11 protein-coding genes are annotated in these 15,392 nt (G+C 67.0%); 6 read left to right on the top strand and 5 right to left on the bottom strand.

Translation table 11 applies throughout. The annotated features are described in order from the left end of the window. Positions 1 to 6 precede the first annotated feature (6 nt). Positions 7 to 858: an AraC family transcriptional regulator gene (locus tag O6P39_RS07810; protein ID WP_275610804.1), complete on the bottom strand. Its 852-nt coding sequence runs from the start codon at positions 856 to 858 to the stop codon at positions 7 to 9. 66 nt (positions 859 to 924) lie between these two features. Further along, positions 925 to 1,494: a GNAT family protein gene (locus O6P39_RS07805; protein ID WP_275610803.1), complete on the bottom strand. Its 570-nt coding sequence runs from the start codon at positions 1,492 to 1,494 to the stop codon at positions 925 to 927. 273 nt (positions 1,495 to 1,767) lie between these two features. Between O6P39_RS07805 and O6P39_RS07800 the strand changes: the two genes are divergently transcribed. Beyond that, positions 1,768 to 5,244, top strand: coding sequence for a PAS domain-containing hybrid sensor histidine kinase/response regulator (locus tag O6P39_RS07800; protein WP_275610802.1), 3,477 nt, complete (start codon positions 1,768 to 1,770; stop codon positions 5,242 to 5,244). Between the two features lie 124 nt (positions 5,245 to 5,368). On the opposite strand, the gene O6P39_RS07795 is transcribed toward O6P39_RS07800, so the two are convergent. Then, complete coding sequence (locus tag O6P39_RS07795) at positions 5,369 to 5,827, bottom strand: DMT family transporter (RefSeq protein WP_275610801.1); 459 nt, start codon at positions 5,825 to 5,827, stop codon at positions 5,369 to 5,371. Positions 5,828 to 5,910: 83 nt separating this feature from the next. On the opposite strand from O6P39_RS07795, the gene O6P39_RS07790 reads away from it, so the two are divergent. After that, a complete protein-coding gene (locus O6P39_RS07790) occupies positions 5,911 to 6,825 on the top strand; it encodes a LysR family transcriptional regulator (protein WP_275610800.1) in 915 nt (304 codons plus the stop codon). A gap of 7 nt (positions 6,826 to 6,832) precedes the next feature. Here the strand turns inward: O6P39_RS07790 and O6P39_RS07785 are convergent, their stop codons facing one another. Next, on the bottom strand, positions 6,833 to 7,531 hold the full coding sequence (locus O6P39_RS07785) for a MerR family transcriptional regulator (RefSeq protein ID WP_275611910.1): 699 nt from the start codon (positions 7,529 to 7,531) through the stop codon (positions 6,833 to 6,835). Positions 7,532 to 7,923: 392 nt separating this feature from the next. Here O6P39_RS07785 and O6P39_RS07780 point away from each other — a divergent pair, with 392 nt between their 5' ends. From O6P39_RS07780 to O6P39_RS07765, 4 genes are all read left to right on the top strand, one after another. Then, complete coding sequence (locus O6P39_RS07780; RefSeq protein ID WP_275610799.1) at positions 7,924 to 8,808, top strand: M24 family metallopeptidase; 885 nt, start codon at positions 7,924 to 7,926, stop codon at positions 8,806 to 8,808. Next, a complete protein-coding gene (locus O6P39_RS07775) occupies positions 8,805 to 10,577 on the top strand; it encodes an SDR family oxidoreductase (protein ID WP_275610798.1) in 1,773 nt (590 codons plus the stop codon). Before O6P39_RS07780 ends, O6P39_RS07775 begins: the two co-directional genes overlap by 4 nt. 8 nt (positions 10,578 to 10,585) lie before the next feature. Further along, the gene (locus O6P39_RS07770; protein ID WP_275610797.1) at positions 10,586 to 11,476 is read left to right on the top strand and encodes a metal-dependent hydrolase; all 891 of its coding nucleotides are present in this window, start codon (positions 10,586 to 10,588) and stop codon (positions 11,474 to 11,476) included. 85 nt (positions 11,477 to 11,561) lie between these two features. Then, positions 11,562 to 12,908 (top strand): FAD-binding oxidoreductase, encoded by a 1,347-nt coding sequence (locus O6P39_RS07765; protein WP_275610796.1) that lies wholly within the window; start codon positions 11,562 to 11,564, stop codon positions 12,906 to 12,908. A 273-nt stretch (positions 12,909 to 13,181) separates the two neighbouring features. Here the strand turns inward: O6P39_RS07765 and rmuC are convergent, their stop codons facing one another. Next, entirely contained in the window at positions 13,182 to 14,546 is a 1,365-nt protein-coding gene (rmuC, locus tag O6P39_RS07760; RefSeq protein WP_275611909.1) for a DNA recombination protein RmuC, read from the bottom strand. Positions 14,547 to 15,392: the final 846 nt, after the last annotated feature.

Here is a 15,392-nt window from a genome sequence, read left to right as displayed (position 1 = left end):
CAAGGCTCACGCCGTCTTGAACGATCGGGCGCAAGCCTGCCGGTATTCGCCGGGGCCTACGCCGTAGGCCTGCTTGAACTGGCGGCTGAGATGGCTCTGGTCGGCGAAGCCCAGGTGCATCGCCACGTTCACCGGCGCGCAGCCCTGCTTGAGCAGGGCGCGAGCCTGCTCCAGGCGACGCTGCTTGAGCCAGGCGTGGGGCGGCAGGCCGGTGGCCTTGCGGAACACCCGGGCGAAATGGAACGGCGACAGAGCGACCGCCGCCGCCAGCTCTTCCAACGATGGCGGATCGATCAGCCGCGCGCCCAGCAGCTCGCGAGCGCGCGCCACCGCCAGGGGTTCGTTGCCGGCGGCCGGCACCTCGGGAATCCGCGCGTGGCGCTGGAACAGCAGCAACAAGGCTTCGCGCCAGCAGGTCTGGCGCTGCAGCACAGTGGCCTCGGACTCCAGCAGGCGATGGGCACCGAGCAACACCTGGACCAGCTCCGGGTCCTGCAACACGCTGGCGGCAAAGGACGGCGTGCCGGAACGACCCAGTTCGAGCTCGTCGAGAATCCCGGAAACCTGCTCCAGCTCCGGGTAGAACCCGCGGTACAGCCAGCCCGCCTCATCGGCCTTGGAGCCGGTGTGCACCTCGTCGGGGTTGATCAGCACCACGCTGCCGGTGGGGGCGAAATGCTCGCTGCCGCGATGGTGGAAGCGCTGCGCGCCCTGCTCGATCATCACGAAGGCGAAGCCCTCGTGGACGTGGGGCGCGAACACCTGCTCGATGTAGCGCGCGTGCAGCAGCTCGACGCCGCCCAGCTCCTGGGCGCGCCAGAAGCGGGTTCTTTCGCCGCTCGCGTGATGTTCCGTCATGATCCTGCCCCGATGTCGCACCGCTGCGCCTGAAAACGAGCGGGTCGATCACCTTACACCGCGCACTCAGCCGTTGAAACCGGCTTCCAGCGCGGCTTTCACCTGCGGCCACTCATGGTCGGTGATGCTGTAGAGAATGGTGTCGTCGAGGCGGCCGCCGGCCAGGCGGCGGTGGTTGCGCAGCACGCCCTCGCGCACCGCGCCGAGCTTCTCGATGGCGCGCTGCGAGCGCAGGTTGCTGGCGGCGGTCTTGATCTGCACGCGGACCATCTTCCAGCTGTCGAAGGCATGGCGCAGCATCAGGTACTTCATGGTGGCGTTCAGGCCGCTGCCGTGCTGCGCCTGGTCCAGCCAAGTGGCGCCGATCTCACAGGCCGGCAGCGCCGGGAGGAAGTCCATGAAGCGCGTGGTGCCGACGATCTCGTTGCCCAGGCGCACCACCAGCGGCAGCGCACGGCCCTCGCGCTGGTCGGCAAGGCCCTGGCGGTACCAGTCTGGACGCCCCGGCGCGCTCATGAACTGCAGCACCTCGCGGTTCGCTTCCGCCAGGCTCACCAGTTCGGGCACGTCGGCCTCCACCATCGGCTCCAGGCGCAAGGCCCCGCGCTGCAAGGTGATCGGTAGCGGTCTGAACATGGCGCCCTCCTTCCTGGGTACGTCGACCTCGACGTGAAATCTTGCTCATTTCAGAGCGTAGCGGCAGCCCGAAGTGCCGTCCCCGCGCAGGGGCTCGACAGACGGGCGACACGCAAAGGCCGGCAAACTATCAGCCCGACCGGCGCGGCTCAAGTGAGAAGCGCGACACAGCGCCACTGAGACATTGGTAGCAGTCGTCTGACACATCCGGACTTTGGTGCGAAACTGCTGCAAGCGCTCCTGCGGGGGAGCCAGTTCATTTCCGGAGTCAGCATGTCGTTGTCCAGTGGGTTGATCGCAACGGTCGCCCTGCTCTACATGGCGGTCCTGTTCGCCATTGCGTTCTATGGCGACCGCCGTCGCGCCCCTCTTTCGCCGCGTCTTCGCGCCTGGGTCTACAGCCTGTCCCTGGCGGTGTACTGCACCAGCTGGACCTTCTTCGGCGCCGTCGGCCAGGCTGCCGACCAGCTCTGGTCGTTCCTGCCGATCTACGTCGGCCCCGTGCTGCTGATGCTCTTCGCGCCCTGGGTGCTGCAGAAGATGATCATGATCAGCAAGCAGGAGAACATCACCTCCATCGCCGACTTCATCGCCGCGCGCTACGGCAAGTCCCAGGCGCTGGCGGTGGTGGTGGCACTGATCTGCGTGGTCTGCGTGCTGCCCTACATCGCCCTGCAGCTCAAGGGCATCGTCCTCGGGGTGAACCTGCTGATCGGCGCCGGGCCCGACTCGGGCGGCATCCGCGCCCAGGACACGGCGCTGATCGTGTCGCTGATCCTCGCCCTGTTCACCATCGTCTTCGGCACCCGCAACCTGGACGTCACCGAGCACCACCGCGGCATGGTGCTGGCGATCGCCTTCGAATCCCTGGTCAAGCTCACCGCCTTCCTCGCCGTGGGCATCTTCGTCACCTACGGCCTCTACGACGGCTTCGGCGACCTGGTGGACAAGGCCCGCGTCGCCCCGCAGCTCAACGAATACTGGAAGGAAACCGTGCACTGGCCGGCGATGCTGCTGCAGACCGGCGTGGCGATGACCGCCATCATGTGCCTACCGCGTCAGTTCCACGTGCTGGTGGTGGAAAACATCGAGCCGCGCGACCTCAACCTGGCGCGCTGGGTATTCCCGATCTACCTGGTGCTGGCTGCGCTGTTCGTGGTGCCCATCGCCCTGGCCGGGCAGATGCACCTGCCCGCCGGCGTGATGCCGGACTCCTTCGTGATCAGCCTGCCCCTGGCCGAAGCCCATCCGGCGCTGGCCCTGCTGGCCTTCATCGGCGGCGCCTCGGCGGCCACCGGCATGGTCATCGTCGCCAGCGTGGCGCTGTCCACCATGGTCTCCAACGACATGCTGCTGCCCTGGCTGCTGCGCCGCAAAGGCGAGGCCGAGCAGCCCTTCGAGGTGTTCCGCCACTGGCTGCTCACCGTGCGCCGGGTGAGCATCGCGCTGATCCTCCTGCTGGCCTACGTCAGCTACCGCCTGCTGGGTTCCACCGCGAGCCTGGCCACCATCGGCCAGATCGCCTTCGCCGCCATCGCCCAGCTGGGCCCGGCCATGATCGGCGCGCTGTACTGGAAGCAAGCCAACCGCCGCGGCGTGTTCGCCGGCCTGGCCGCTGGCTCCTTCCTGTGGGCTTACACCCTGGTGCTGCCGGTGGTTGCCAAGGGCCTGGGCTGGTCGCTGGAAACCTTCCCGGGGCTTTCCTGGCTCGCCGGCCGCCCGTTCGGTCTGATGATCGAGCCGCTGACCCTCGGCGTGCTGCTCTCGCTGATCGGCAACTTCGCCCTGTTCGGGCTGGTCTCGGTGTTCTCCCGCACCCGCGTTTCCGAGCACTGGCAGGCCAGCCGTTTCATCGGTCAGGAAATCTCCCAGAAGCTCAGCTCGCGCTCGATGCTTGCAGTGCAGCTGGAAGACCTGCTGATGCTCGCCGCCCGTTTCGTCGGCGAGGAGCGCGCGCGACAGAGCTTCATCCGTTTCGCCTATCGCCAGGGCAAGGGCTTCAGCCCCAGCCAGAACGCCAACGACGAATGGATCGCCCACACCGAACGCCTGCTCGCTGGCGTGCTCGGCGCCTCCTCCGCGCGTGCCGTGGTGAAGGCCGCCATCGAAGGCCGCGAGATGCAGGTGGAGGACGTGGTGAAGATCGCCGACGAAGCCTCCGAGGTACTGCAGTTCAATCGCGCGCTGCTGCAGGGCGCCATCGAGAACATCACCCAGGGCATCAGCGTGGTCGACCAGTCGCTGCGCCTGGTGGCCTGGAACCACCGCTACCTGGAACTGTTCGAGTACCCGGACGGCCTGATCTACGTCGGCCGCCCCATCGCCGACATCATCCGCTACAACGCCGAGCGCGGCCTGTGCGGGCCGGGCGACCCGGATCTGCACGTCGCCAAGCGCCTGTACTGGATGCGCCAGGGCACCCCGCACACCTCCGAACGGCTGTTCCCCAATGGCCGGGTGATCGAGCTGATCGGCAACCCGATGCCTGGCGGCGGCTTCGTCATGAGCTTCACCGACATCACCGCCTACCGGCATGCCGAGCAGGGCCTGAAAGATGCCAACGAAGGCCTGGAGCAACGCGTGCAGGAGCGCACCTTCGAACTCTCGCAACTGAACCAGGCGCTCACCGAGGCCAAGGGCAACGCCGAAGCGGCCAACCAGTCCAAGTCACGCTTCCTCGCCGCGGTCAGCCACGACCTGATGCAGCCGCTGAACGCCGCGCGACTGTTCTCCGCCGCCCTCGCCCACCAGGAACAGCTGCCCGAGGAAGCCACCGAACTGGTGCGCCACCTGGACTCGTCCCTGCGCTCGGCGGAAGACCTGATCACCGACCTGCTGGACATCTCGCGCCTGGAAGGCGGACGGGTCAGCGCCGATGTCACGGCCTTCCCGTTGAGCAACCTGTACGACACCCTGGGCGTGGAATTCCGCGTGCTGGCCCAGGAGCATGGCATCGACTTCCATGTGCGCGGCAGCAAGCTGCGCATCGAAAGCGACATCAAGCTGCTGCGCCGGGTGCTGCAGAACTTCCTCACCAACGCTTTCCGCTACGCCAAGGGCCATGTGCTGCTGGGCGTGCGCCGCGAGGCCGGGCACCTGCGCCTGGAAGTCTGGGACCACGGTCCGGGTATTCCGCCGGACAAGCTCCACGTCATCTTCGAGGAGTTCAAACGCCTGGACAGCCACCAGACCCGCGCCGAGAAGGGCCTGGGCCTGGGCCTGGCAATCGCCGACCGGCTGTGCAAGGTACTCGGTCACCGCCTGGAAGTGCGCTCCTGGCCGGGCAAGGGCAGCGTGTTCAGCGTCAGCGTGCCGCTGGCCCGCCAGCCCGCGCCGGCGCAGATCAACGGACACAAGCTGGAAACCCCGGAACAGCTCAACGGCGCCCAGGTGCTGTGCGTGGACAACGAGGACAGCATCCTCACCGGCATGAACAGCCTGCTCAGCCGCTGGGGTTGCCGCGTACTCACCGCGCGCAGCCGCGAGGAATGCCAGGCGCTGCTGGACGGCGACGCCCGGCCGCAACTGGCGCTGATCGACTATCACCTGGACGACGGCGAACTGGGCACCGATCTCATGGCCTGGCTACGCACCCGCCTGGGCGAGCCGGTGCCGGGTGTGGTGATCAGCGCCGATGCGCGGCCCGAACTGGTGGCGCAGATTCACGCGGCGGGGTTGGACTTCCTGCCCAAGCCGGTGAAACCGGCGGCGTTGCGGGCGTTGCTGAGTCGGCATCTGAGCCTGAGATAGATCGTACAGCCGTGCTGTGGCAGCGGCGTCGGTTCGCGAGCAAGCTCGCTCCTACACTCCCCCCAGGCTTTTGTAGGAGCGAGCTTGCTCGCGAACCCGCCCAGCGCTCACGGCAGAAGGCAGCTCATGCCACCCTCCCGCGCCACTGCAACAACACTACCCCGGCAATGATCAGCCCAATGGCCAGATAGCCTTCGGGCGACAATCTCCGCACCGAAAAACCCGCCCAGCCGAATTGATCGCACAGCGCCGACATCAGCATCTGCCCCGCCACCACGCAGGCCAGGAAGGTCGCCGCGCCCAGCTGCGGCGCCAGCATCACCGCGACCGTCAGGTAGGCCGCGCCAAAGATCCCGCCCAGCCAGCCCCACCAGGGCGTCGTGGCAATACCGGTGGCCGCCGGCAACGGCACGCGGAAGGCCAGCAGCGCGATGATCACCGCCGCGAGGCTCACACCCAGCGAGGTCAGGCTGGCACTCAGCGGATGACCCAACTGGCGGCCGAGCAACGAGTTGCTGCCCGCCTGCAAGGCCACCAGGGCGCCCACACCGATGGCGGGCAGCAGCAGAAGCAGTTTCGACATCGATAATCCTCCATTGCTTGTCGATGGCATTCAGCTTCTGCTATCCATCTGGCGCATGGAAATGAATGATTGGTACACAGGAAATGCATTCAGTTCATGACTTACGCCGCATCGACCTCAACCTGCTGGTGATCCTCGACGTCCTGCTGGACGAGCGCCACGTCTCCCGTGCCGCCGAGCGCCTGGCCATGACCCAGCCTGCCGTCAGCCATGCGCTGAACCGACTGCGCGACCTGCTGGACGATCCGCTGCTGGTACGCACCGGCAACCAGATGCAGCTGACCCGCCGTGCCTTCGAACTGGCCGGGCCGCTGCGGGAGATTCTTGGCGGCGTACGCCGACTGGTGCTGGGCGACGACTTCGACCCAGCCAGTGCCGAACTGGAGCTGCGTCTGGGCATGTCCGACTACGGCGCCTGGGTGGTGCTGCCGGCACTGCTGCCGATCCTGCGCCGCGAAGCGCCGGGCATTCACCTCGACGTGCGCCAGGCCTCGCGCCTGGGCATGGCCGAACAGGTCGCCAGCGGCGAGCTGGACGGTGCCCTCGGCGTCTTCCCGCTCTTGCCCGAGGGGCTGCGTACGCAACGATTGTTCGAGGAGCGCTTCGTCTGCCTGTGTGCTGTCGACACCCTCGCCGGGCGCCAGCGTATGGACCTCGACGACTACCTCGCCGCGCCACACCTGCGGGTCGCGCTGCAACAGAGTCCGGCGGAAGAAATCGACAGCCATCTGGAAAAGCTCGGTCGCCGCCGTCAGGTCGCCGCCACCGTACCGCACTTCAGTGTTGCGCCGGGACTGCTGGCGGGCACTGATATGGTCCTGACCATCGCTGCACGGATGCTGCCGGACGACCTCGAAGCCCACGGTCTGGCCAGCTTCGAACCGCCGCTGCAACTGGCGCGCTTCGACTTCGTGCAGATCTGGTCCGAGACCAGCGAGGACGACCCGGCGCGGCGTTGGCTACGTGGCAGGCTGGCCCAGGCCGCCGGAAGGACCTGAGCGCTCGTTACTCCGGCGTCTCCAGGCGGCGCAGGATTTCCCCGACACGCTCGCCCAGCATCTCATTGGCCGAGCGCTTCAATCCGCGCGCCAGTTCCACCAGCACCACCTGCTCGGCCACCGGACGCAGGCGCTGGAACACCTCGGCAAGGCGCTCCAGATCGGCCGCGCCGGGCAGCAGGTCGGCACCGGGCTTGTCCACCAGATGGGTTACCACCAGGCGCACGATGCCGGCGGCCAGGTGTTCGGTATCGGTGCGCAGCACGGCCAGGTGATCGAGCAGCGCGGCCAGCGGAATGCCGGCGCGGTACAGCTCGATGCCGGCATTGAACAGGCGCGGGCTGGGGATGCTGATGCGCTCGCCATCGAAGGCCAGCAGGCCCTGCTCCAGCGCCTGGTCGATTACCGCGTCGTTCAACTCGTCACCGAACAGCGCCTGCAGGTCGCCGAACTCGATGGTGCCGGGGGACTCCAGGTTCCACGGGCCGACGATGGCCTCGTCGAGGCCGAGCACGTGGTCCAGGTCATGGCCGCGCTCCCAGCTTTCCAGCAGTTCCTTGATGTTGGCGATGTTGTAGCCGCGTTCCAGCAGGCGGTTGATCAGTCGCAGGCGGCGCAGATGGCTGGCGAAGTACACCCCGGCGCGGCCACGGCGCTCGGGCGGCGGCAGCAGGCCGCGATCCTGGTAGGCGCGCAGGTTGCGCACGGTGCTGCCGGCCTCGCGGGCCAGTTCGTCCACCGTGTACTCGCGCTCGTCCTCAAGCGCCGACGGGGCATCGTCCGGGCGCTGGAGCAGGCGCTGCAGCAGGTTCAGGGGTGTGCTCATGGGCCGGATGATAGCCAGCGAATCAGCCTCCGAACAATCCGAAGGATTAATCCATTCGTGACCGCCCGCTCAGTCACGAAGCCCAACCAAAGGCGGGAACTGCATCGGCCCGAAATCCGGCTCCCGCCCGTAAGCCGCGCCGCCAGCGGCTTGCCGCGACAGTAACACTCCAGGCCCGCCGCGCACGGCATGGCGCAACGGCGGCCGATGGGTCAGCATCGATCGTGACATTGCTTGATGTAACGATAACAACAACCAGCCTGGAGAAAGTCATGTCCCAAGGCGCCTGGGTGCCCACTCCCGAAGACCTGCGGCACTTCCGCGAGATTCAGCAACTGGCCTACCGCTGCTGCGAAACCATTGCCGGCGAACTGCGCCCGGGCATCAGCGAGCGCGAGACCGCCGCCCTGATGAAGACCTGGCTGCTCGATCACGGCGTGCGCGACTGGTTCCACCAGCCCTTCGCCTGGTTCGGCACCCGCACTTCGTTCAAGGGTTTCGACGGCCTGCGCCACCTGGGCGGCTTCAACCTGGCCTTCTACCCCGGCAAGCAGCGCCTGGAGGAAGGCATGCCCTTCATCCTCGACTGCGCGCCAACCCTGGGCGCCTACACCGCCGACGTCGGCTACTCCGGAGCATTGGGCCACAACCTGCTGGTGGAACGGCTGATGGACGACCTGCTGGCGCACCGCAACCTGATCGTCGAGCAGGTGCGCCAACGCCTGCCGCTGGCGGAAGTCAGCCAGTCGGTGGACCGTCTCTGCCATCGCCAGGGCACCCTGCCCCGACACAAGGCCTACCCCTTCGAAGTGCTGGCGCACCGCGTGGAAAAACTCGGCGCGCGTAATACCGGTCCCTCAGTGGCGCGCTTCGGCGTGCGCAACATTGCCACCCTGATGAAGAACGCCCTGGTCACCGGCCGCCGCGAAGGCTGGTCGCCGCTGTGGTCGAGCAACGACCGTTCGCAACACGCGCCAACGCCGGGCCTCTGGGCCGTAGAGCCGCACCTGGGCCTGCGCGGCGTCGGCGCCAAGTTCGAGGAGCTGCTGGTGGTCACCGAGGACGATGCCTACTGGCTCGACGACGACCTGCCCCACGTGCGCCGCTGGGTCGCCCGTGGCCTGACCAGCGCCCCGGCGCGGCGGGAGGTGGCATGAACGCGATGCTGGAGAACCCGCTGCCAACGCCCGAACGCCTGGAGGTGCAGTCCGGCAACGTGCGTCTGGCCGTCTGGCGTTGGGGCGAGGCGCACCTGCCGATGGTGCTGTTCGTCCACGGTTACCCGGACAACCACGAAGTCTGGCTGCCGCTGATCCAGCGCCTGGCCGGGCGCTTCCAGCTGGTCGCCTACGACGTACGCGGCGCCGGCGAGTCGGACAAGCCGCGCAAGACCCGCGACTACCGCCTGGAGCTGCTCAGCCAGGACCTCAAGGCCGTGCTCGACGCGGTCAGCCCGCAACGCGCGGTGCACCTGGTGGCCCACGACTGGGGTTCGATCCAGACCTGGGAGAGCGTCACCGATCCGCAGTTGCGCGCGCGCATCGCTTCCTACACCAGCGTCTCCGGCCCCTGCCTGGACCACGTCGGCTTCTGGATGCGTGACCGCCTGCGCCGCAAGACGCCACGTGCGCTGCTGCAGATGCTCAGTCAGCTGCTGCACTCCTGGTACATCTACTACTTCCACCTGCCGCTGCTGCCGCCGCTGTCCTGGCGCTTCGGCGCGGCGAAAGCGTGGCCGCAATACCTGCGCAAGGTCGAAGGCATTCGCAACCCGGTACGCAACCCGCACCAGGCCAGCGACGGCGAACACGGGGTGAAGCTTTACCGGGCCAACTTCATCACCTCGATCTTCAAGCCGCGCAAACGGCATACCGAGGTGCCGGTGCAACTCATCGTGCCGACCCGCGACCGCTACGTCGGCCAGCAACTGTTCCAGCAGCTCTCGCTGTGGGCACCGCGCCTGTGGCGCCGCGACGTCACCGCCGGACACTGGCAACTGCTGGCCGAACCGGCCCAGCTGGGCAACTGGATCGACGAGTTCGTCAGCCACATCGAGGGCGGCGAAGCCACACCAGAGCTGCAACGCGCCGCACTGAAACCCGGCGCTGGCCCCTTCGCCGGCAAGCTGGTGGTGGTAACCGGCGCGGGCGGCGGTATCGGCCGTTCGACCCTGCTGAGCTTCGCCGAGCGCGGCGCCAGCGTGCTGGCCGCGGACATCGACCCGGCCGCCGCCGAGCGCAGCGCGGAGCTGGCCCGCGCCCTCGGCGCCAGCGCCTACAGCTACTGCGTTGACGTGGGTGACAGCGCCGCCATGGAACGCTTCGCCCTCTGGGTGAAGAACAGCCTCGGCGTGCCCGACGTGGTGGTCAGCAACGCCGGCATCGGCATGGCCGGGCCGATGCTCAAGACCACGCCGCAGGAATGGGATCGCCTGCTGCGCATCAACCTGTGGAGCGTGATCGACGGCTGCCGGCTGTTCGCCCAGCAGATGGTCGAGGCCGGCAAACCGGGGCACCTGGTCAACGTCGCCTCCGGCGTGGCCTTTGCGCCGTCGCGCAACTACCCGGCCTACGCCACCAGCAAGGCGGCGGTATTGATGCTCAGCGAGTGCTTGCGCGCCGAGCTGGCCGGTCACGGCATCGGCGTCAGCGCGGCGTGCCCGGGCTTTGTCGATACCGGCATCGTCCAGGCCACACGCTTCGCCGGCCTGGATGACGAACAACAAGCCAAACACCGCGCGAAAGTGCAGCGCTTCTACCGTCGACGCCGGCTCAGCCCGGACACCGTCGGCGAGCGCATCACCCGTGCCGTGGAGCGCAACCAGCCGGTGGTGAAGGTCGGCAGCGAAGTGCACCTGGGCGCCCTGCAATGGCGCTTCATGCCCTGGCTGTCGCGCCTGTTCGCCCGCCTCAATCTCACTGCCTGAGAACTGCCATGAACGATCATCATCACAAGCTCGTGCAACGCAAGGTGCAGTTCGACTACAGCGACTCGCCCCTGCACTGGATTCCCGGCGAACCCGAGGCGTCCCACGCGATCAACGTCATCCACATGATGTTGCCGGCCGGCGAGCTGTGGTTCTGCCGGCTGTACAACAAGGCCCTGCCCTTCGTGAAGGAAGGCCGCCTGCGCGAGGACGTGCAGGGCTTCATCCGCCAGGAAGCGATGCACGCCCGCGCCCACTCCGGCGCGCTGGAGCGTTACCTGAGCCACCACGGCATCGACTCCACCCGCTACCTGAAGGTCATGGACTACCTGTTCGAACAGCTGCTCAGCGACACGCCGCTGGGCTTCAATCTGTTCAACCGCACGCCCTGGCTCAAGCGCTGGTGGATCGGCCAGCGCTGCGCCATCGTCGCGGCGGTGGAGCACTTCACCTGCATCCTCGGCAAGTGGATTCTCGAGGCTGACGCGCTGGACCGTGCCAAGGCCGACCCGGTGCTGCTCGACCTGTTCCGCTGGCATGGCGCCGAAGAAGTGGAGCACCGCAACGTCGCCCACGACCTGCACGTGCACCTGGGCGGTAGCTTCATCAGCCGCCAGTTGTGGATGTTCGTGGTGTGGCCGCTGATCATCTACCTGTTCGCCTTCGGCACTCGCACCCTGTCGCGGCAAGACCCGACTATCGCCCAGCCGCGCTCCTTCGCTGCCATCTGGCGCGATGGCTCCCGATCCGGTGTGCTGCCGAAGATCAGCTCGCTGGCCACCAGTTTCCTGCGCTACTTCAAACCCTGGTACCACCCGGACCATGAGGCCAATACCCAGGAGGCGCTGGACTACCTGGCCCGCTCGCCGGCCGCCAGCCGGGCCGCGCGCGCTTCGTAGCACCTGCCGGCGTGCCCGCGCAGTGGTCGCGCGGCGCACGCCAATCGCATACTGCGGCATCCGCCACCTACAGGGATGCCGCCGTATGCCGATGGGAACCTACCCGCTTCACCCCGCCCTTTCCTCCCGCGTGGAACGCCTGCCGGAGCAGGTCGACGTGGTCATCGCCGGCAGCGGCATCATGGGCTGCGCCAGCGCCTGGTACCTCGCCGGCCAGGGCATGAGCGTGCTGGTGCTGGACAAGGCCGGCATCGCCAGCCAGCAATCCACCCGTGCCTGGGGCTTCGTCCGCCAGCAGGCGCGCGACCCGGCGGAAGTGCCGCTGATGATGGCCTGTATTCCGCTGTGGGAACGTCTGGAAGAAGACCTGCAACTGCCGCTGGAATGGCGCCAGGGCGGCTGCCTGTACCTCGCCGAAACCCCGGAGCAACGGCAAAAATATGAGGACTGGCTCAAGGTGGCGAACAACTTCGGCCTCGACACCCGCCTGCTCAGCCATGGCGAAGTCGCGAAATTGATGCCTTCGCTGGCCGATCCGGCGCTCGGCGCCCTGTACACCGCCAACGACGGCCAGGCCGAACCGCGCCGGGTCGCTCCCGGCTATGCGCTGCGCGCCATCGAGCGTGGCGCGCTGTTCGTCGAGGGCTGCGGCGTCACCGGCATCGATCGTGCCGCTGGCGCCGTCTGCGGCGTGCAGACCGAGCGTGGCTACGTGAAGACCAAACATTTGCTGATCTCCGCCGGCGCCAGCAGCTGGCGACTGGTGGAAAGCCTCGGCCTGGAGCTGCCGCAACAGGCCGTGCGCTGCACCGTCTCGCGCACCAGCCCCGGCCCGGACGTCGGCGCGCAGAGCTTCATCGGCCACGGCATCGGCTTCCGCCAGCGCGCCGACGGCAGCCTCAACCTCGCCGACGAAACCCAGGCCGATATCGACCTCAGCCTCGACTACCTGCGCGGCGCCAGGCACTACCTGCCGCACCTGCCGGCCAACCGCGCGAGCTTCTCGTTCAAGCTCAATGGCGCACTGCTGCATGACCTGCGCCAGCGCCTGCCCGGCTCCGAGCGCGGTGTGAACGGGCCGGTCCTCGGCGAACGTGATCCGCAGGCAAAGGCGAACACCTCACGCGTGCTCCAGGCGCAGATCAACCTCGCCAAGGCATTCCCCGCGCTACGCGATGTGAAGGTGGTGGAAAGCTGGGCAGGCCTGATCGACGTGCTGCCCGACGGCATCCCGGTGCTCGACGCTCCGCCGGAAATTCCCGGCCTGCTGATCGCCACCGGCTTCTGCGGCCACGGCTTCGCCATGGGGCCCATCGTCGGGCAACTGATGAGCCAGTGGATTCACAAGGGCGAGGCGGGAATGGACCTGCATGCCTTTCGGCTGCGGCGCTTTGCCGATGGAACGGCGGGCAAGCCCTACTCATTGTTCTGACGGATTACTCCTGCAGGAGCGCGCCATGCGCGCGATCGCGGGCATGCCTGCTTGGAAACCACTGCGCGTGGGGGCCCCTCTCCCCACCCTCTCCCTGAAGGGAGAGGGAGCTATCCGTGCCGGCTGAAGCCACTGTTTCAGCCGGCACCGCTCCAGTCCCCTCTCCCTTCAGGGAGAGGGTTAGGGAGAGGGCAAATCCAAGGCACGAACGATCAGAAGAAGACAGTTGCTCCTACAGGGGAATCAGGTATTCGGGCGACACGCAGGCTCGCGCTACTTGCCCTCTTCCACCACCGGCGAATCATCACTCAACGCGCGCTCCAGCCAGTCGGTCGGCAGGTTCTTGCTGGCCCGCGCACCCAGCAACTTCACCTGCTCGGCACGGCTGATCAGATTGCCGCGCCCTTCACAGAGCTTGTTGCGCGCCGCCGCGTACGTCTTGTCCAACTGCTGCAGGCGAGTGCCCATCTCGTCCAGGTCCTGCACGAAGAGCACGAACTTGTCGTACAACGCCCCGGCGCGCTCGGCGATCTCGCGGGCGTTCTGGTTCTGCCGCTCCTGACGCCACAGGCTGTCGATCACCCGTAGCGTCGCCAGCAAGGTGGTCGGGCTGACGATCACAATGTTGCGCTCGAAGGCTTCCTGGAACAGGTTCGGCTCGGCCTGCAACGCCGCCGAGAAGGCGGCTTCCACCGGCATGAACAGCAGCACGAAGTCGAGGCTGTGCAGACCATCCAGGCGCCGGTAGTCCTTGCCGGAAAGCCCCTTCACATGGTTACGCAGGGACAGCACGTGGGCCTTCAGCGCCTGCTGACGGATCACCTCGTCCTCGGCGGCGATGAACTGCTGGTAGGCGGTCAGACTGACCTTGGCATCCACCACCACCTGCTTGTCGCCGGGCAAGCGGATCAGCACGTCGGGCTGGAAGCGCTCGCCATCCGGCGCCCGCAGGCTGACCTGAGTCTCGTACTCGCGGCCCTTCTCCAGCCCGGCGTGCTCCAGCACCCGCTCCAACACCAGTTCGCCCCAGTTGCCCTGGGTCTTCTGGCCTTTCAGCGCGCGGGTCAGGTTGGTGGCTTCCTCGCCCAGGCGCAGGTTCAGCTGCTGCAGGCGCTCCAGCTCCTTGGTCAGGGAGAAACGCTCGCGGGCCTCGGCCTGGTAGCTCTCCTCCACACGCTTCTCGAAGGACTGGATGCGCTCCTTCAGCGGATCAAGCAATTGCCCCAGACGCTGCTGGCTGGACTCGGCGAAGCGCTGCTCGCGCTCGTCGAAGATCTTCCCGGCCAGTTCGGCGAACTGGGCACGCAACTCATCCCGTGCCGATTGCAGATCACCCAGGCGCTGCTGGTGGTTGTCCTGCTGCTCGCGCAGTTCGGCGGACAAGGCCGCGTGCTCGGCGGACAGGCGCCGCAGCTCTGCTTCCTTGTCCGCACGCTCGGCCTGCCAGTCCTGCTCCGCCGCGCCCAGGCGCTCGCGCTCCTGCTTGCCCAACTCGACCTCGCGGCGCAGCGCGGCGGACTCGGCGGACAACTCACCATGCCGGCTGCTCAGGCGCTGGAAAGCTTCGCGATCCGCCTCAGCCTGGGCCGACAAGCCGTCCTGGGCGAGCTGCGCGTTGGCCAGGCGCTCACGCAGCAGGGTCGCCTCCTGCTCCGTGGCGACACGCTGCGACTGCAGGCGCCAGGCCAGCGCCGCCATGGGCAACAGGCCGGCGAGCGCACCGAGCAACAGGGCGGACAGGTCGAGGGGCATGCGGCACTCCGGGGGTGTGACAAACAATCGCGCAATACTAACAGCGGCCACCCGGAGGCGCCTTGTCACCTGTAAAGGCCCTGGAACAGGGCTCCTGAGCAAGCGCTCGGGACAATCCACAGAAGCTGTGGATAACTTAGTGGAAAACGTGATGAAAAAGCGCCCCACCCCCAGTCAGACGGGGGCGCATGACAGATTGGTGATTTTTTCACCAACGAAGATTTTCTTTATTTTTCAATAAGTTAAAAAACGCAAGAGAAACAGGCAAGTGGCTAAATGCAATATTGCAGGGGCTTGACAGCGCGCATCAGCACTGTGCACAAGTGCGCGCCAAGGAGCAGCCGACCGCCCCGTTTCAGGGCAGCGGAAAGAGAAGTACGGAGTGGAAAGCGAAAGACGATCGAATCAGCCAGGCGAGGCCCGCGCCGACATCCGGATCATCCGGTATGAATTCGATGGAGGGAGGATCAGCCGTCTCATGCCCACTCCAGTCGCCGGGAGCGCCGCCGCTCGGAGCGGATGACCTTGGGCGGACTGGGCAGCAGAGCCGTTTGCTGCTCAGCGGCGCAGGCCCGCGCAAAGGCGCGTTCAGCCGCGCTGCGGCTATCGCAATCGAAGAAGAACTGATTCAGGTAGACCCGCCAGCGGCGACTGTCGCTGGGGTGGACAGCTATCCGTATATCCAAGGTTTGGCACTCCCTGCGTGACCATCCCGCACCTTACACCGATGCC

The sequence above is a fragment of the Pseudomonas sp. PSE14 genome, from assembly GCF_029203285.1.
Lineage (GTDB): Bacteria > Pseudomonadota > Gammaproteobacteria > Pseudomonadales > Pseudomonadaceae > Pseudomonas.
This window is presented reverse-complemented; position numbering and strand designations above follow the sequence as displayed.